This is a genomic window from Winogradskyella ouciana (assembly GCF_965284585.1).
In the GTDB taxonomy this organism is placed as follows: Bacteria; Bacteroidota; Bacteroidia; order Flavobacteriales; family Flavobacteriaceae; genus Winogradskyella; species Winogradskyella ouciana.
Genome location: NZ_OZ260095.1, coordinates 433,444 through 450,655 on the forward strand (window position 1 = coordinate 433,444; position 17,212 = coordinate 450,655).

15 protein-coding genes are annotated in these 17,212 nt (G+C 35.1%); 10 read left to right on the forward strand and 5 right to left on the reverse strand.

The window, feature by feature from the left end:
* Positions 1 to 4: 4 nt before the first annotated feature.
* Together ACQ65V_RS01940 and xrtF are read right to left on the reverse strand one after the other, a co-directional pair.
* Entirely contained in the window at positions 5 to 433 is a 429-nt protein-coding gene (locus tag ACQ65V_RS01940) for an exosortase F system-associated membrane protein (protein WP_412560090.1), read from the reverse strand.
* On the reverse strand, positions 426 to 977 hold the full coding sequence (gene xrtF / locus ACQ65V_RS01945; protein ID WP_430468608.1) for an exosortase family protein XrtF: 552 nt from the start codon (positions 975 to 977) through the stop codon (positions 426 to 428). Before xrtF ends, ACQ65V_RS01940 begins: the two co-directional genes overlap by 8 nt.
* Positions 978 to 1,071: 94 nt before the next feature.
* On the opposite strand from xrtF, the gene ACQ65V_RS01950 reads away from it, so the two are divergent.
* Positions 1,072 to 1,527, forward strand: coding sequence for a GAF domain-containing protein (locus tag ACQ65V_RS01950; protein ID WP_412560089.1), 456 nt, complete (start codon positions 1,072 to 1,074; stop codon positions 1,525 to 1,527).
* A 52-nt stretch (positions 1,528 to 1,579) separates the two neighbouring features.
* On the opposite strand, the gene ACQ65V_RS01955 is transcribed toward ACQ65V_RS01950, so the two are convergent.
* A complete protein-coding gene (locus ACQ65V_RS01955; RefSeq protein WP_430466672.1) occupies positions 1,580 to 2,833 on the reverse strand; it encodes an ABC transporter permease in 1,254 nt (417 codons plus the stop codon).
* 145 nt (positions 2,834 to 2,978) lie between these two features.
* Between ACQ65V_RS01955 and purH the strand changes: the two genes are divergently transcribed.
* The 6 genes from purH to rodA all read left to right on the forward strand — a co-directional run bounded on the left by purH (position 2,979) and on the right by rodA (position 10,202).
* Complete coding sequence (gene purH, locus ACQ65V_RS01960; protein ID WP_155088460.1) at positions 2,979 to 4,508, forward strand: bifunctional phosphoribosylaminoimidazolecarboxamide formyltransferase/IMP cyclohydrolase; 1,530 nt, start codon at positions 2,979 to 2,981, stop codon at positions 4,506 to 4,508.
* 113 nt (positions 4,509 to 4,621) lie between these two features.
* The gene (locus ACQ65V_RS01965) at positions 4,622 to 5,650 is read left to right on the forward strand and encodes a rod shape-determining protein (protein ID WP_155088459.1); all 1,029 of its coding nucleotides are present in this window, start codon (positions 4,622 to 4,624) and stop codon (positions 5,648 to 5,650) included.
* A 10-nt stretch (positions 5,651 to 5,660) separates the two neighbouring features.
* Positions 5,661 to 6,482, forward strand: a complete 822-nt coding sequence (mreC, locus tag ACQ65V_RS01970) for a rod shape-determining protein MreC (RefSeq protein ID WP_155088458.1) — start codon at positions 5,661 to 5,663, stop codon at positions 6,480 to 6,482.
* Positions 6,475 to 6,981: a rod shape-determining protein MreD gene (locus tag ACQ65V_RS01975; protein WP_155088457.1), complete on the forward strand. Its 507-nt coding sequence runs from the start codon at positions 6,475 to 6,477 to the stop codon at positions 6,979 to 6,981. The genes mreC and ACQ65V_RS01975 overlap by 8 nt, the downstream gene beginning before the upstream one ends.
* Positions 6,978 to 8,918: a penicillin-binding protein 2 gene (mrdA, locus tag ACQ65V_RS01980; protein WP_155088456.1), complete on the forward strand. Its 1,941-nt coding sequence runs from the start codon at positions 6,978 to 6,980 to the stop codon at positions 8,916 to 8,918. The genes ACQ65V_RS01975 and mrdA overlap by 4 nt, the downstream gene beginning before the upstream one ends.
* Before the next feature lie 3 nt (positions 8,919 to 8,921).
* A complete protein-coding gene (rodA, locus tag ACQ65V_RS01985) occupies positions 8,922 to 10,202 on the forward strand; it encodes a rod shape-determining protein RodA (RefSeq protein WP_155088455.1) in 1,281 nt (426 codons plus the stop codon).
* Between the two features lie 61 nt (positions 10,203 to 10,263).
* Here rodA and ACQ65V_RS01990 read toward each other — a convergent pair whose 3' ends face one another.
* Complete coding sequence (locus tag ACQ65V_RS01990) at positions 10,264 to 12,897, reverse strand: valine--tRNA ligase (RefSeq protein ID WP_155088454.1); 2,634 nt, start codon at positions 12,895 to 12,897, stop codon at positions 10,264 to 10,266.
* A gap of 187 nt (positions 12,898 to 13,084) precedes the next feature.
* On the opposite strand from ACQ65V_RS01990, the gene ACQ65V_RS01995 reads away from it, so the two are divergent.
* On the forward strand, positions 13,085 to 13,513 hold the full coding sequence (locus ACQ65V_RS01995; RefSeq protein ID WP_155088635.1) for a DUF1573 domain-containing protein: 429 nt from the start codon (positions 13,085 to 13,087) through the stop codon (positions 13,511 to 13,513).
* Between the two features lie 30 nt (positions 13,514 to 13,543).
* On the opposite strand, the gene ACQ65V_RS02000 is transcribed toward ACQ65V_RS01995, so the two are convergent.
* Entirely contained in the window at positions 13,544 to 14,833 is a 1,290-nt protein-coding gene (locus ACQ65V_RS02000; protein ID WP_235898282.1) for a pepsin/retropepsin-like aspartic protease family protein, read from the reverse strand.
* A gap of 170 nt (positions 14,834 to 15,003) precedes the next feature.
* On the opposite strand from ACQ65V_RS02000, the gene ACQ65V_RS02005 reads away from it, so the two are divergent.
* The gene (locus ACQ65V_RS02005; RefSeq protein ID WP_430466673.1) at positions 15,004 to 16,197 is read left to right on the forward strand and encodes a pyridoxal phosphate-dependent aminotransferase; all 1,194 of its coding nucleotides are present in this window, start codon (positions 15,004 to 15,006) and stop codon (positions 16,195 to 16,197) included.
* Positions 16,194 to 17,207, forward strand: coding sequence for a UDP-N-acetylmuramate dehydrogenase (gene murB / locus ACQ65V_RS02010; protein ID WP_430466674.1), 1,014 nt, complete (start codon positions 16,194 to 16,196; stop codon positions 17,205 to 17,207). Before ACQ65V_RS02005 ends, murB begins: the two co-directional genes overlap by 4 nt.
* Positions 17,208 to 17,212: the final 5 nt, after the last annotated feature.

Below are 17,212 nucleotides of genomic sequence, written 5' to 3' on the forward strand. Positions count from 1 at the left end.
ACTCTTAACGTTTCAACTTATAGTAGTAAAACGCTGGAAGCAGCAATATTAACAGTATAGGCTGAATTAAAAATCGTCTGATATTGAAAAACAAATAGTAATCCTCTTGCTTAGGGTTAATGACGAAGTAAAGAAATAGAATGATCAGCAATATAAAAGCGACTACATAGATTAATGAAGCAAACTTTATCATAATCTTATCATTGAAAATAAAGTATAAAATCCCTAACGATGCCAATGTATTGAGCAAGTATCTTAGGCTTGTAAAAAAAGTCAGTTTTGCCACTTCGCGTCTCGGGCTGTCGATATATAAATATTCACTCTCAAAAAACACCAAATAAGGGTCATAGAATAATTGATCCTCAAACCCACGAATCGCCACTAAAACCAGAAGCAACAAAAATGCAATGATGTAACGTGTTAGTTTAGGCATTGGATTTTACGGATTTAGAAAAGCGATTTACCCAAACCATCCATAACACAAAGACGGTTCCATATATAATCATAGGAAAAATAACATTGTGTAAAATCTCTCGCCTCCATGGATAGTGATAAAGACCTGCAGATAGAATCACAATACGAATTAAATTAAATGCATAGATAACAATACTTCCTGCAAAACAATATAAAAAAGTGGTTTTAAACTTACCCGCAAAGGCAACCACAAACGATAAAAACAAAATAATAATACTTACAGCATTGCAACCTTCAATGACTCTGGCTACAAATTTTCCGTTTATAATAACTTTCATTGAAGGCTCATGAGGATGCGGCAGAATATTGGTGTCATAGCCAATACCATTGAGCAATGTGTTAGTTTGCCTTGCTACTAAATTGGTCATATAGTCTGGATAAAACTCAGAACCACTTGAAAGGCTCAAATACAAATGATAACCAATACTAAGCACTCCATAGACCGCTAAAAACGTGACTATGAAACGGATAACCAATTTATATTTTACTAAAAGTTCTCTCAGCTGAAAAAGATAATGTTAGTTTGCTGTTAAATTTATGAAAACCCTATTTCAAAATTGAAGGTTTTAAATACTTTTACCAAAAGTTTTTTTACTAATGACATTTGAAGCCTTAAAACCTGAAATAAAAAAAATCGCCACTCAAAATAATTTGAGTGTTGACGAACGCCTACTCAACATATGCGAAGTCCTTGAAGCCAACATAGAATACTACAATTGGGTTGGTTTTTATTTTAAAAATGGTGATAAGCACGAATTAAAACTAGGGCCTTACGTTGGTGAACCGACGGATCACACTATAATTCCATTTGGAAAAGGCATTTGCGGACAAGTAGCTGTAAGTAATCAGAATTTTGTAGTACCAGATGTGTCTGCCCAAGATAATTACATTGCCTGCAGTATCACCGTAAAGGCAGAAATCGTTATACCAATTTTTGTCAATGGTGAAAATGTTGGTCAAATAGATATAGATTCAAATACTCCAGATCCTTTTACGGAAGCAGATGAACGTTTTTTGGAGTTTGTTTGTAAGGAAGTTGCAAAGATTATTTAAAATTTCTCTCAAAGTCGCAAAGAAAAACAACCAACAACCTACAACTAAAATACTACATCCCAGTCCTAATAGCCTCAACAGGGTCTAACTTAGAAGCTGATATAGCCGGAACGACTCCAGAGATTAAACCTATAAACGTTGATAAAGCAAAGCCTAGGAACATGTTTCCGAAAGAGAGTACAAATTCAAAATCATCACCGACAACCCCATTCATCACCATTGCTATAATCCAAACAAACAACAGCCCAACTAAACCACCAACAACAGCTAGGATAACAGCTTCAAACAAAAATTGAAATAAAATAAATCTGTTTTTAGCACCTAAAGACTTTTGAATTCCAATAAGGTTGGTACGTTCTTTAACGCTTACAAACATAATATTAGCAATACCAAAACCACCTACCAATAGTGAGAAGCCACTAATAACCCAGCCCACTAAATTCAGTGTAGCTATAATTGCATCAACAAAAGATACCAAGCCAGCTATTTTATTTACAAAAAAGTTATCATCCTCATCTGCTTTTAAGCCACGAAAAGCTCTAAACTTTTGTTTTAAAACGCTCTCAAAAGCACCAATATCCACACCTTTTTCTGGCTTTATGATTATTGCTCCAGGCAAACCGCTTACTCCTCCGTTTTTAAAACGTCTTACAAAATTTGCTGGCACATAAGCCCTGTCGTCTGGAGAATCTCCTAAACCTGCACCTACTTTTTTCAATACACCAATGACGCTGAGTTTTCTGCCATACACACGAATTTGTTTCCCAATTGGATTTGATGAATCAAAAAGATTTTCTGCCAAACCTGCACCCAGCACTATAACCGGAGCACCAGTTTCAGATTCTAGTTCGGAGTAAAATCTTCCTTGTTCAACTTTAAAGTCTTCAATAGTATAAATTTCATTAGAAACCGGAGTCACATTAACACCAGATACCGTTTCTGCCTGATAACGTACCGTTTCATTACCACCAAATATCATATAAGCAGAAGCTTCAATATCCGGAACATTTCTCCTCACAAAATCAAAATCATCATAATCCGTTTGAGGAAAGTTATCGCGTTTCCAACGTGGAACCTCTGTTGGCCCAAAAGAAAATTTCGATAAGTAGATGGTATTTTTATCTAAACCAGATAAGCTATCTTTAATATTCTTATCCAAGGAATCTACCGCAGCCAGAACAGCGATAATGGAGAAGATCCCAACCGTAACGCCTAACAGCGATAAAAATGTACGTAGTTTATTGTTTCTAAGCGCATTTAACGCGAATGAAAAACTCTCTTTAAATACTCTTAAATAGACAAGCATAGGTTGGCAAAATTAAATCAATTTAAAGATAGGACGTTTTCAACAATTTATTGTTACAAAAAACTTAAATAAACTCGTTTTACCACTACAATTTTACTAGTGAATATGTTTATTTTTGCAACATCAAAATTCACAACACAACATTATGAGCAACAAAACTATGTCCTCTGCGCTAATCTCAGTATTTAGCAAAGATGGATTGGCACCAATCGTCAAAAAACTCAACGACCTCAACGTTACCATCTACTCTACTGGAGGAACAGAAAAATTCATCAAAGACCTAGGCATCGATGTTATTGCTGTTGAAGATGTCACTTCTTACCCTTCCATTCTTGGTGGTCGTGTAAAAACTTTACACCCTAAAGTTTTTGGCGGTATTTTGAATCGTCAAAATCATGATGGAGATGTTGCTGAATTGGCAGAATTTGAGATTCCTCAAATCGATTTGGTTCTTGTTGACCTCTACCCTTTTGAAAAAACCGTAGCTTCTGGAGCAAGCAACCAAGATATTATTGAAAAAATTGATATTGGAGGTATTTCCCTAATCAGAGCTGCAGCAAAAAATTACGCTGATGTCACTTGTGTATCTTCGGTTGATGATTATGCTGAATTTTTGGAACTACTTGAAACTAAAAATGGAGAAACTTCTGAAGATGACAGAAAACGATTTGCCGCTAAAGCATTTAACGTATCATCTCATTACGATTCTGCGATTTTTAACTACTTCAATAAAAATCACGATATAGCTTCGCTAAAAATCAGTAAAACCAATGGTAAAGTTTTGCGTTATGGTGAAAACCCACACCAAAAAGGGTTTTTCTTTGGTGATTTTGATGCCATGTTTACCAAACTTCACGGTAAAGAATTAAGCTACAACAACTTGTTAGATGTTGATGCTGCCGTAAATTTAATATTGGAATTTAAAGGCGAAGACCCAACTTTTGCCATCCTAAAACACAATAATGCTTGTGGTTTTGCTCAAAGAGCAACTGTGCATCAAGCTTATGTGGATGCTTTAGCTGGCGACCCAGTTTCAGCATTTGGTGGTATATTAATTTCTAATACAGAGATTGATAAGGCTACTGCAGAAGAAATTCATAAATTATTTTGTGAAGTGGTCATTGCACCTTCATTTAGTGACGAAGCCTTAGAAATTCTGAAAGGAAAGAAAAACAGAATTCTTTTAATTCTCAATGACGTAGAATTACCAAAAACCACAGTTAGAACTTGTTTAAATGGTGCATTGGTACAAGAAAGAGATAATAAAACCGACAGCCTAGACGATTTAAAAACCGTTACCAATTCAACACCGTCGCAAAGCGAATTGGAAGATTTAATATTTGCTTCAAAATTGTGCAAGCACACCAAATCCAATACCATAGTTTTAGCGAAGAATAAGCAATTATGTGCAAGTGGTACAGGACAAACAAGTCGTGTTGATGCACTTAACCAAGCCATACATAAGGCGAAGTCTTTCAATTTTGATTTAGAAGGCGCTGTAATGGCAAGTGATGCGTTCTTCCCTTTCCCTGACTGTGTGGAGATTGCCGACAACGCAGGCATTACTGCTGTTATTCAACCTGGTGGGTCAATTAAAGACGAATTAAGTATCAATTATTGTAATGAAAATAATGTCGCTATGGTGTTTACAGGAACACGTCATTTTAAGCACTAAAAAAAATCAAAGCAATAAACGTCTATAAACGAAGAAATAACGTATAATTTATTACATTTACGCGTAGTCATATATTTTGACCCGATTAACCCAAATTAATATTAAAATAGCGCATGGGATTTTTTGATTTCCTGACGGAAGAAATAGCCATAGATTTAGGAACCGCAAACACATTAATTATACACAACGACAAAGTTGTAGTTGATAATCCATCTATAGTAGCCAGAGACCGCATTAGCGGAAAAATTATTGCTGTTGGTAAAGAAGCCAACATGATGCAAGGTAAAACGCACGAAAACATAAAAACCATTCGTCCGTTAAAAGATGGTGTAATTGCAGATTTTGACGCTTCTGAGCAGATGATTAGTTTGTTCATCAAGAATATTCCCGCATTAAAGAAAAAGTTTTTCAATCCTGCGTTAAGAATGGTGGTTTGTATTCCTTCAGGAATTACAGAAGTTGAAATGCGAGCTGTAAAAGAATCTTGTGAGCGCGTTAATGGCAAAGAAGTTTACTTAATCCATGAGCCAATGGCTGCTGCTATTGGTATTGGCGTGGATATTATGCAACCAAAAGGAAACATGATTGTTGATATTGGTGGTGGTACAACCGAAATTGCAGTAATTGCCCTTGGAGGTATTGTTTGTGACAAGTCGGTGAAGGTTGCTGGTGATGTATTTACTAACGACATAATTTATTATATGCGCACACAACATAACCTATATGTTGGAGATAGAACCGCAGAAAAAATTAAAATACAAATTGGTGCTGCAACCGAAGATTTAGATTTACCACCAGAAGACATGAGCGTTCAAGGGCGTGATCTATTGACAGGTAAACCAAAACAGGTTAATATTTCTTATCGTGAAATTGCCAAGGCTTTAGATAAGTCCATTTTACGTATTGAAGATTCTGTAATGGAAACCTTATCTCAAACTCCGCCAGAATTAGCAGCCGATATTTATAATACAGGTATTTATCTTGCAGGAGGTGGATCCATGTTACGTGGATTAGATAAACGTTTATCCCAAAAAACAGATTTACCGGTTTATATTGCCGAAGATCCTTTAAGAGCTGTAGTTAGAGGTACAGGAATTGTACTTAAAAACTTATCTAAATACAAAAGCGTATTGATAAAATAAGAAGTAAATAATGCAACAAATCATCAATTTTGTTATAAGAAACAAAACCTTTCTGTTGTTTTTATTGCTTTTTAGCATTGCCTTAGCTCTCACCATTCAATCGCATTCCTATCACAGAAGTAAGTTTATAAATTCAGCTAATGGATTAACTGGAGGTGTTTACGGTGCTGTAAATTCAGTCGATAAATATTTCGATTTAGAGCAAGAGAATAAAATCCTTTCAGAAGAAAACAAAAGGCTTAGAGAACAATTATTCAATTCGGAAACAACCGCAGATAGTATTGTAATCGACACTAGTTATTCAAGCGGACGCTATAGAGTTCTAGTAGCCGATGTATATAAAAACAGCTACTCACTAACCAATAATTATCTCACTATAAACAAGGGAAAAAAAGATAGTGTGAAACAAGATTTTGGTGTCATTACCTCAAAAGGTATTGTTGGTATTATAGACAACACTTCAAAAAATTATGCAACAGTGCTTTCTATTTTAAATAAAAGAAGTAGAATAAACGCAAAGCTAAAATCTTCTAACCACATAGGTTCTTTAATCTGGAATGGCAATTCCCCAGAATTTGCTCAACTCATTGATGTTTCAAAATTTGCACCTGTAAAGGTTGGTGATACGATTGTAACTGGTGGGCAATCAGCAATTTTCCCAAAAGGCATTGGTATCGGTAAAATAGAAAGTTTTGAAACCGATATTAGCGGAGACACCTACACCATACAAGTAAAGTTGTTTAACGATATGACCAATATTGGAACAATTTACATTCTTGAAAATCTTGATAAAGAAGAAATTAAAACACTAGAAAGCAGTAGTGATGAATAATGTTGTAGCATCAAATAGCATCCGATTTGTTGTACTGTTACTGGTACAGGTTGTGTTGTGCAACAATGTTAATTTTATGGGTTATATCAACCCGTATATTTACATCATTTTCATCTTTCTTTTCCCAATTAGAGAAACTAGAATGGTTTTGCTAATCACAAGCTTTCTTTTGGGTATGTTGGTAGATATGTTTTCTGATTCAGGCGGAATACACGCAGCTGCAGCTGTATTTTTAGCATACTCAAGGCCAGTGCTTTTAAAAAGCTCTTTTGGTATGTTATACGAGCATCAAACCATTAAGTTTAGCAATACGGATTTAGGTAGCCTAATCACCTATGTAAGCTTTGGAACTTTAATCCATCATTTTGTCTTGTTTTCCCTTGAAGTTTTTAACATTTCGAGCATACTATTAATATTGAAAAAGACGTTATTCTCTAGTATTTTCACTATAATACTCAGTGTATTGATTGTAATTTTATTTAGTAGAAACAAAAAATGAGAAAACTATTACTCCTAACTACTGTTGTACTTGTTGGTCTTGTTTTTATAGCGCGCTTGTTCTATCTCCAAATCTATGGTGGTTATGAATATGATGTTTTTGAAGACACAGCCATCAGAAAAGTTTACAACTACCCCAAACGTGGTTATGTCTATGACAGAAACGGTGAGCTTTTGGTTGCTAATCAGCCTTCTTATGACGTCATGGTAATACCACGGGAAGTAGAACCTTTGGATTCTTTGGAGTTAAATGAATTCTGTAAACTCTTAAAAATAACAAAGGAAGATTATGCCAGAAAATTAGAAAGAGCCACAAATTATTCACCTCGACTTCCTTCACCTTTTGTCCCTCAATTGTCTAAAACGGATTACGCCGTTTTACAGGAAAAAATGAGAAAATACGAAGGGTTTTATATTCAAAAACGTTCATTACGCTCATACCAAACCACAATTGGCGCCAATGTACTTGGTGATATTGGAGAAGTTAATCGCAGTATTATTGCCCAACAACCTTATTATAAACTGGGGGATTTAATTGGTAAGCAAGGTGTAGAAAAAACTTATGAAGACATCCTCAGAGGTGTAAAAGGGATTAAGTTCATTCAAAAAGACCGATTTAATAAAGATATAGGCCCTTTTAAAGAAGGCAAACTTGACACATTACCTGTCCCAGGAAAAGATATAACTATTACTATAGATTCTCAACTTCAGGCTTATGGTGAGCTTTTAATGACTAACAAACGAGGTGGTATTGTTGCCATTGAGCCCAGTTCTGGTGAAATTTTAGCTATGGTCTCAGGCCCTTCATATAATCCTAATTTATTGGTAGGTAGGAATCGCTCAGAGAACTTTAATAAACTTTATAGAGATAGTATTGCAAAACCTTTATTCGATAGAGGGCTTCAAGCCATGTACCCACCTGGTTCGCCATTTAAAACTTTAAATGCTTTAGTGGCATTGCAAGAGGGTGTGGTTACTACAGAGGAACGTTTTAGTTGTGCGATGGGTTATCGGTACGGTAACCGTAAAATGGGATGCCATGCCCATAGAAGTCCAGCGAATATGAATATAGGTATTTATGAATCATGTAACGCTTACTTTGCCAATGTTTACAGGAGGATAATGGATAAATATGACACTCCAGCAGAAGGCATGGACAATTGGAGTAAGCACATCAAAAGTTTTGGCCTAGGCGATTACCTAAATAACGATCTATCGGTTGGTCAGCCTGGAAAAGTACCAACTGCAGCCACTTATGACAGAGCTTACGGTAAAAACAGATGGTACACTACTTTTACTATTTCTAATGCTATTGGCCAAGGAGAGGTATTGGCAACTCCTATTCAGCTAGCAAATATGGCAGCAGCGATTGGTAATCGTGGTTACTATTATACACCGCACATTATTAAAGATATAGAAGGAGAAACCATACCCACGAAATTTACGACTCCAAACCATACTACCATAGATAAACGGCATTTTGAACCTGTTGTAGAAGGCATGTATGATGTTTACAACAAAGGGACGGCAAATATGTTGCAAGTAAAAGGTATCGACATATGTGGAAAAACTGGTACAGCAGAAAACTTTGCAATCATAGATAGTGTTAAAACTCAACTTACAGACCACTCCATATTTGTAGCATTTGCTCCAAAAGACAATCCGAAAATTGCTATAGCAGTTTTTGTTGAAAACGGATATTTTGGAAGTCGATTTGCAGGAAGAATGGCAAGTTTAATGATAGAATATTACATTAGAGGCGAAATTACCCGAAAGGATATGGAGAATTTTGTGCTTCGTTATTCACTTGAGCATGAATACGAAAAACCATATTCAGGTGAATCCTTTGGCATTAATAGACAAACTACATTAGAACCAATAAGTGAAGAAGAATTTCAAAACCTGTTGAAACTTAAAGCCGAAATCCCAAAGTCTTAATGTATGCTTAGAGAAAACCAAAGACGTTTTAAATTTGATTGGCTAACTATCATCTTATTCTTATTACTGGTTGGTTTTGGGTATCTCAATATCTTATCGGCATCGCATGATGGCGATATCGTCAATTACTTTGACACCTCACAACTTTATGGAAAACAGCTTATTTTCATAGGTCTCACATTTGTGCTCATCGTACTGATTCTCTCTTTTGAAGCCAAGTTTTATGAACGCTTTGCCAGTATCATATATCTCGTCGCACTATTGGCATTGATGGGTTTATTTTTATTCGGCAAAGAGATTAATGGCGCACGCTCGTGGTATGCCATTGGCAGCATGACTCTACAACCTAGTGAGTTTGCCAAATTTGCTACAGCTTTGGCAGTTGCCAAGTATATAAGTGATCTACAGACTAATATGCAAACCCTAAAAGACCAATTACGGGTTGTTGCCATCATATTTGTACCAGCACTATTGATACTACTTCAAAATGATGCAGGTAGTACTATTGTTTACCTTTCGTTTTTCTTTGTTTTTTATCGAGAAGGCCTGCAACAAATCTATCTTATTGTAGCATTATCATTGATAATATTGGCAGTTCTGGCATTGAAATTTGGTATGGTGACAACTGCTATGGCCTGTTTAATTGTTTTGGGACTACGATATTTTTTAAGAAAAAAGAAAAGAGCGTCTATTCTGCAATATTTGCTTGTCTTGGGCGTAGCTATAGGATTTTCTTATGGTGTAAAATTATTTTACGAGCATGGTCTAAAAGTTCATCAACAAAACAGAATCAGTCTTTGGTTACGACTGGAAAAAGACCCAGTGAAACTAGAGCGGATGAAAAAGGATGAAGCCTATAACCTCATCCAATCCGAACAGGCCATAAGTTCTGGTGGATTAACAGGAAAAGGATTCTTACAAGGTACCAGAACCACAGGTAAATTTGTACCTGAACAAGAAACCGATTATATATTTAGCACGGTTGGTGAAGAATGGGGTTTTTTGGGTAGTAGTTTTGTAGTCTTGGTATTTGTGCTTCTTATTATTAGGGTCCTGTATTTGGCAGAATCACAAAAGTCACAATTTAGCCGTGTCTATGGTTATGGTGTGGCTTCTATTCTCTTTGTGCATTTTACCATTAATATTGGTATGGTTATGGGCTTAATCCCTACGGTTGGTATTCCTCTACCTTTTTTTAGTTATGGTGGCTCAGGACTTTGGGGCTTTACAATTCTACTGTTTATCTTTATAAAGTTAGATAGCAATAAGATTAACGAATGGTAAATAAAAAAAGGCCACTAAATTAGTAGCCTTTTTTTTTATTAATTGTCAAAATTTACTTAGTTCACTTTAAACTATCTAAACTTGTTTTAATTGTTTCTATCTTAGCCAGTGCATCCGCTTCTTTCTTTTTCTCAGATGCTACAACTTGCTCTGGTGCATTATTTACAAAACGCTCATTAGACAATTTTTTCTGAACAGACTTAAGAAAACCTTCTGTGTAATTTAATTCTTCAGTTAATTTTTTAACCTCTGCTTCTACATCGATGCTACCTTCCATCGGAATAAAATATTCGTTGGATTTTACTCTAAATGTCAACGCACCATCGACTGCTTCCTTTACATAGTCGAAGCTTTCTAAATTACCGAGTTTAGCGATAACCTCATCAAAAGTTGAAGCTTCATTTTCATTATTAACAACAGAGAAACCAATAGCATCCTTGAAGGCTATATTCTTTTGCTTTCTAATGTTTCTTATACCAGATACAACCTCGCTTGCAAAATCAAACTCAGAAATCAATTGTTCATTGATCAGTTTTTTCTCTGGCCATCTTGAAACTATCAGAGCATTTTCAGGAGAGCGTTCTTCTATATACTGCCAAATTTCTTCAGTTAAGAATGGCATAAAAGGATGAAGAATACGTAAGAGGTTTTCAAATATAGATATAACCTCTTCCAAAGTTTTCTTATCAATAGGCTGTTGGTAAGCAGGCTTAACAATTTCCAATAACCAAGATGCAAAATCATCCCAAATCAGCTTATACGTTGCCATTAAGGCATCGCTCAATCTATATTTACTAAAGTGATCTTCAATCTCTACAATGGTCTTTTGAAATTTAGCTTCAAACCATTCGATAGCAATTTTACTTGAGTTCGGTTGGGTGATATTATTATCAACTTCCCAACCTTTAATCAATCTAAAGGCATTCCAAATTTTATTAGCAAATTGCTTTCCTTGTTGGCATAAGGCTTCGTCAAACATCAAATCGTTTCCTGCGGCAGAACTCAGTAATAATCCAACACGTACGCCATCTGCACCATATTCTTCAATCAACTTTAAAGCATCGGGAGAATTTCCTAATTGCTTAGACATTTTTCGACGTTGCTTATCTCTCACCAATCCTGTGAGATAGACATTTTCAAAAGGTTTTTCGTCCTTATACTCATAACCTGCAACAATCATACGAGCCACCCAAAAAAATAGAATATCTGGTCCTGTTACCAAATCGTTCGTTGGATAGTAGTACTTTATGTCTTCGTTTTCTGGATTTCGAATACCATCAAATACACTCATTGGCCATAACCATGAGCTGAACCACGTGTCTAGTGCATCAGTATCTTGTGTTAGGTCGTTGGTTGTTAGTTGCTGATTGTTTGTTTTTTCTCGTGCTAATTTTAAAGCATCTTCTTCATTCTCAGCAACAACAAAATCTTCTTTGCCATCACCATAGTAATAAGCAGGAATTTGCTGTCCCCAAAGTAATTGACGAGAGATATTCCAATCCCTTATGTTCTCCATCCAATGACGATAGGTGTTTTCAAACTTTTTTGGAAACAATTTAACCTCATCATTCTTTAACACAGCATCTATAGCTGGTTTAGCCAAATCTTCCATCTTTAAAAACCACTGGTCACTTAGACGAGGTTCGATGATCGCTTTGGTACGTTCGGAAATTCCAATACGATTGGTATAATCTTCAATTTTATTAATCTGCCCTAAGGATTCCAACTCTTTAACTATCGCTTTACGAGCTACAAAACGGTCTTGTCCTTGGAAATGCAGACCATAACTATTTAAGGTTGCATCATCATTAAAGATGTCTATAACCTCTAACTTATGCTTATCACCAAGAACCTTATCATTTTCGTCGTGTGCTGGTGTTACTTTTAAACAGCCTGTACCAAACTCTACATCTACATAGTCATCCTCTATAATAGGAATAACACGATTACAAATTGGTACAATCGCTTTTTTACCCTTAAGGTTTTGATGTCTTGGGTCTTCGGGATTAATACAGATGGCCGAATCACCTAAGATGGTTTCAGGACGTGTTGTGGCAATAGTCAATGTCTCATCGCTTCCTTCAACTTTATAATTGACATAGTATAGCTTTCCTTGTTTTTCTATGTACTCAACTTCTTCATCAGACAAGGTTGTTTTTGCTTCTGGATCCCAATTTACCATTCTGTAACCTCTGTAAATGAGTCCTTTATTGTATAGGTCTACAAAAACTTTGATTACCGCTTCAGACATATCGTCATCCATGGTAAATTTGGTTCTGTCCCAATCACAAGAGCAGCCCAATTTCTTTAACTGTTCTAGAATGACTCCACCATACTCTTCTGTCCAATCCCAAGCATGCTTTAAAAACTCCTCGCGAGATAAGTCATTTTTATCAATACCTTCCGCTTTTAACTTAGCAACAACTTTAGCTTCGGTTGCAATAGAAGCATGGTCTGTACCTGGTACCCAACACGCATTTTTGCCCAATAATCTTGCACGACGTATTAACACATCTTGTATGGTGTTATTAAGCATGTGACCCATATGTAATACTCCAGTAACATTTGGAGGAGGAATTACAATGGTGTAGGGCTCTCTTTCATCTGGTGTTGAGTGAAAATAACTGTGCTCCATCCAGTAGTCATACCACTTCTTTTCTACTGACAGCGCATTATATTTTGATGGGATTTCCATATTTTGGTATCGTTTTTGCTAAGTAACTGACAAAAGTACTTATATTTCTTTTTTTGAAAAATTATTAGGTGATTAATATGCGCTTAAAGCCTTAAATACTGTTAAATACAGTGCATTACATCTAATTAATTTTGAGGAGAGTTAAAAAGTAAGTAATTTTGATAGTATCAATTTAAAAATTTAAATGATGAAAAATTTAATAGCAATTTTATTTGTAGGTCTAATTAGTCTGGGATCTTTTGCACAAGAGAAAAAAGTAGCAAAAATTGAATTTAAGACAGACGTTATTGATTATGGTACAATTGAAAAAGGTGCTGACGGAGTAAGAACTTTTGAATTTACCAACACTGGTAATGCTCCATTAATAATCTCTAGCGTAAAATCTACATGTGGCTGTACAGTGCCTAAAAAGCCGAAAGGACCAATTATGCCAGGAGAAACAGGTGAAATTGAAGTAAAATATGACACCAATAGAGTAAATCCTATTAGAAAGACTATTACTGTTATCTCTAATGCTGAGACACCTACAGTGGCTCTTAAGATTAAAGGTTTGGTAGTAGACCCAGATAAAACAAGTGTCTTAGAAAAGAAAAACAAAAGCGTGGTTGAGCAATAAGCCTCAATCTTATAATAGAATTATGAGCTCTCATTCTGAGGGCTCATTTTTTTTGAAGGCATTGTCTAACTTAAACTTAAATGTTAAGGTTTCACCGTTTCGAGCTGCTTTTAGCTTAATGCTCTTCCCTGTTTTGCCGTGAAAAATCTCATTGATTTCTGGCAACTTATAATCAAAGACCTCTTTACCATTAATACTAATGATAATATCACCGACTCTTAAACCTGATGCATACGCGTTAGACGATTTTCTTAATTCCACCACCTGGTATATGGGTTTTAATACCACTCTATGATTTATAGAAAAATCGATTTGTATCGCATTTTTATTGTTTGGGCTAAGTTTATCATTCGAGGGCACCCTAATCTGTTCTTTTACAAACATGGTTCCGTTATGCTCTAAGACTATTCCGCTGTTGTTGTAAGTAAAAGGATCTTTAAAAAAACTATTCTTTCGTAGATGCAATTTATTATTGGCATAGTCAAAAAAGAGGTTGAAGCGCTTCAAAATTTCGCCTCCCAAACTGCCTTTTCTACCTCTGTATATTTTGCTCAGATCAATGGAGATTGAATCTGGAAAAGCCACATTAACATCGTTCAATTCAAAATTATTTAACTCAAATTTTTTGATTTTAGACCGTTTCCCATAAACCGATCCGCTAAGTCCTTTGCCTAAATAATCAACAAAAAACATATCCTTATTTGGTTTTATACTATCATCCTCAAATAACCACAATGCGTCGCTACTACCAGTATCTATGAGTAATTTTACAAGTTTTTCATTGCCATCTAGTGTGATTTTAGATTCTACATATGGTTTTTTTCTATGAATCTCAACAGGAATCGTTTTCCACCTTTTTGAAGTTTTTGGTTTAAATGAGTTCGGTTTGTATAATCTTATATATTTTGAATTATAGTTAATCTCTACAACAAAATCCTTAAAAACATCATAACCGATAATACCATGAACCAAAACACCTAGTCTTGGCGTAAAATTTATGGTATTATCAAACACCACATACAAATCCTGATTGTTACTTACCGCATCACCGATCTTAAACCTATTATTACTAGATCTTAAAGCTTCAAGTTTTCCATCAGCACCTAAACCATGTAGATAAAAAGTTTCTGTATTTTTTAAATCTAAAGAATCTCGCTCCGTTAAATTGAAAAGAATAGGTTTACTCACACCAGTATCTAACACAAATGATAAGGTTACGCCGTTTATCTCAATTGGGATGATAATTAGGTTACTCGTAAATTCGAAGTTTATTTTTTTACTAGTATCATTCTTTAAAAAGAAATTGTCTTGGGCACTCAATAACCAACCACTTAGACTAAAAAAACATAAAATTATATTTTTAAAAAGTCGTTTCAATTTTGATTCAGTTTAATTGAAGTTACAAATCTTTACCTTACGACTTATTTTAAGCGTTATTTTTTACATAAACTTTAAGAAATTTCAGAACTTAGCGCTTTAAAACTACAACGATGCCAAAAATTTCAAGAAAAGGTATTAATATGCCAGAATCTCCAATTAGAAAATTGGTACCTTATGCTGAAGAAGCTCACAAACAAGGAAAAATAGTTTATTACCTTAATATCGGTCAGCCAGATATAAAAACTCCCACAATTGCATTAGATGCAGTAAAAGTGCATTCATTGGATATTTTGGCCTATTCACGCTCAGAAGGTTCTGAGGATTATAGAAGGAAAATAGCAAAATATTATGAGCGTAACTCAATACACGTTACCCATAACGACATTATTGTTACAACGGGAGGAAGTGAAGCGCTTTTATTCGCTTTTGGAAGTATAATGGACGAAGACGATGAAATTATAATACCTGAGCCATTTTATGCCAATTATAATGGGTTTTCAACAGCTTCAGGAGTTAATGTTGTTCCTGTGATCTCAAAAATTGAAGATAATTTTGCCTTACCTCCTATTGAAGAGTTTGAAAAGTTGATTACACCAAAAACCAAGGCTATACTAATTTGCAATCCAGGGAATCCAACCGGTTACCTGTATTCAAAAGAAGAGATTAAAAAACTAACTTCGATAGTTAAAAAGCACGACCTGTTCTTAATTGCAGATGAGGTATATAGAGAATTTGTCTATGATGGCATCTCCCACTATTCTATTTTACAAGAACCAGGTCTAGAAAATCATGCTATAGTCATCGATTCTGTTTCTAAACGTTACAGTATGTGTGGTGCTCGTATCGGGTATTTGGTTTCAAAAAACAAAGAGGTCATTAAAACGGCTTTAAAGTTTGCCCAAGCTAGATTAAGTCCACCTACACTGGCACAAATTGCAAGTGAAGCAGCTTTGGAAACTCCACAAAGCTATTTTGATGATGTTATTGAAGAGTATGTAAAGCGTAGAAACATTCTTATAGAAGAGTTAGAAAAAATTCCAGGTGTAAAAGTAGCTAAACCCAATGGCGCATTTTATTGCATTGCTGAACTGCCTGTGAAAAATTCTGATGATTTTGCGCGTTGGCTTTTAGAGTCTTTCGATTACGAAAACAATACTATAATGGTTGCACCCGCAGCTGGTTTTTATTCAACACCTGGTGTTGGCAAAAATCAAATTCGTATTGCGTATGTATTAAATGAAGAGAGTTTAAGAATTGCTGTAAAAATATTGGCAGAAGCACTAAAAGTTTATAAAGACCAATGACCATAGAAAAAAATGTTTCATTAAAACCTTTTAACACTTTTGGCATTGATGCAAAAGCGACTTCTTATTGTAATATATCTACAGTAGAAGAGCTTAAAAGCATTTTAGAACAGCAGTATAAAAATCCATTTTTTATTCTTGGTGGTGGGAGTAACATGCTTTTAACAAAAGATATTGAAGCTTTGGTACTTCATATCAATCTAAAAGGTATTACAGTTGAAAGTGAAACTGATGATAAGGTAATTGTAAAGGCTATGGCTGGTGAAAACTGGCATGAGCTTGTACTTTGGTGCTTAAATCATAATTATGGTGGAATAGAAAACTTATCTCTTATTCCAGGAAACGTTGGTACAGCACCTATTCAAAACATCGGAGCTTATGGTGTGGAACTCAAAGATGTTTTTGTGAGTTGTGAAGCCATGCATGTAGAAAGTCAAACCCTAAAAACTTTTACCAAAGAAGATTGTAAATTTGATTATAGGGAATCAATCTTTAAACAAGAACTAAAAGGAAAATACATTATATCAAGTGTAAATTTTGAGTTAAGCAAAACCAGCCATAAATTACATATGGATTATGGCGCTATAAAGGATCAATTGAAACTTTCAGGTGTTACCAATCCAACAATCAGCGATGTATCTAAAGCCGTCATTGCCATAAGACAAAGTAAATTGCCAGATCCTAAAGAGATAGGTAATAGTGGGAGTTTTTTCAAAAACCCTATTATTTCAAAAGCCCAATTTGAAAAGCTTAAGAAAAACTTCCCTGAAGTCCCTTCTTACAAGCTTTCTGATGAAAGTATAAAAGTGCCTGCGGGCTGGCTTATTGAAAAAGCTGGTTTTAAAGGTAAACGCTTTAATGATTATGGTGTTCACAATAAACAAGCTCTAGTACTAGTTAATTACGGCAACGCAAAAGGAAGTGATATTTATGATATGGCTCTTTTAATTAAAAAGACAATTAAGCGCATTTTTGATATCACTATTGAAACTGAGGTCAATATTATATAAACAAA

Coding starts and splice junctions, on each gene's coding strand:
- ACQ65V_RS01955 (WP_430466672.1), bottom strand. CDS start 2,833: ATGCTTGTCTATTTAAGAGTATTTAAAGAGAGTTTTTCATTCGCGTTA.
- ACQ65V_RS01995 (WP_155088635.1), top strand. CDS start 13,085: ATGAAAAATTTAATAGCAATTTTATTTGTAGGTCTAATTAGTCTGGGA.
- ACQ65V_RS01950 (WP_412560089.1), top strand. CDS start 1,072: ATGACATTTGAAGCCTTAAAACCTGAAATAAAAAAAATCGCCACTCAA.
- ACQ65V_RS01965 (WP_155088459.1), top strand. CDS start 4,622: ATGGGATTTTTTGATTTCCTGACGGAAGAAATAGCCATAGATTTAGGA.
- ACQ65V_RS01975 (WP_155088457.1), top strand. CDS start 6,475: ATGAATAATGTTGTAGCATCAAATAGCATCCGATTTGTTGTACTGTTA.
- mrdA (WP_155088456.1), top strand. CDS start 6,978: ATGAGAAAACTATTACTCCTAACTACTGTTGTACTTGTTGGTCTTGTT.
- purH (WP_155088460.1), top strand. CDS start 2,979: ATGAGCAACAAAACTATGTCCTCTGCGCTAATCTCAGTATTTAGCAAA.
- ACQ65V_RS02005 (WP_430466673.1), top strand. CDS start 15,004: ATGCCAAAAATTTCAAGAAAAGGTATTAATATGCCAGAATCTCCAATT.
- murB (WP_430466674.1), top strand. CDS start 16,194: ATGACCATAGAAAAAAATGTTTCATTAAAACCTTTTAACACTTTTGGC.
- ACQ65V_RS01940 (WP_412560090.1), bottom strand. CDS start 433: ATGCCTAAACTAACACGTTACATCATTGCATTTTTGTTGCTTCTGGTT.
- mreC (WP_155088458.1), top strand. CDS start 5,661: ATGCAACAAATCATCAATTTTGTTATAAGAAACAAAACCTTTCTGTTG.
- rodA (WP_155088455.1), top strand. CDS start 8,922: ATGCTTAGAGAAAACCAAAGACGTTTTAAATTTGATTGGCTAACTATC.
- ACQ65V_RS01990 (WP_155088454.1), bottom strand. CDS start 12,897: ATGGAAATCCCATCAAAATATAATGCGCTGTCAGTAGAAAAGAAGTGG.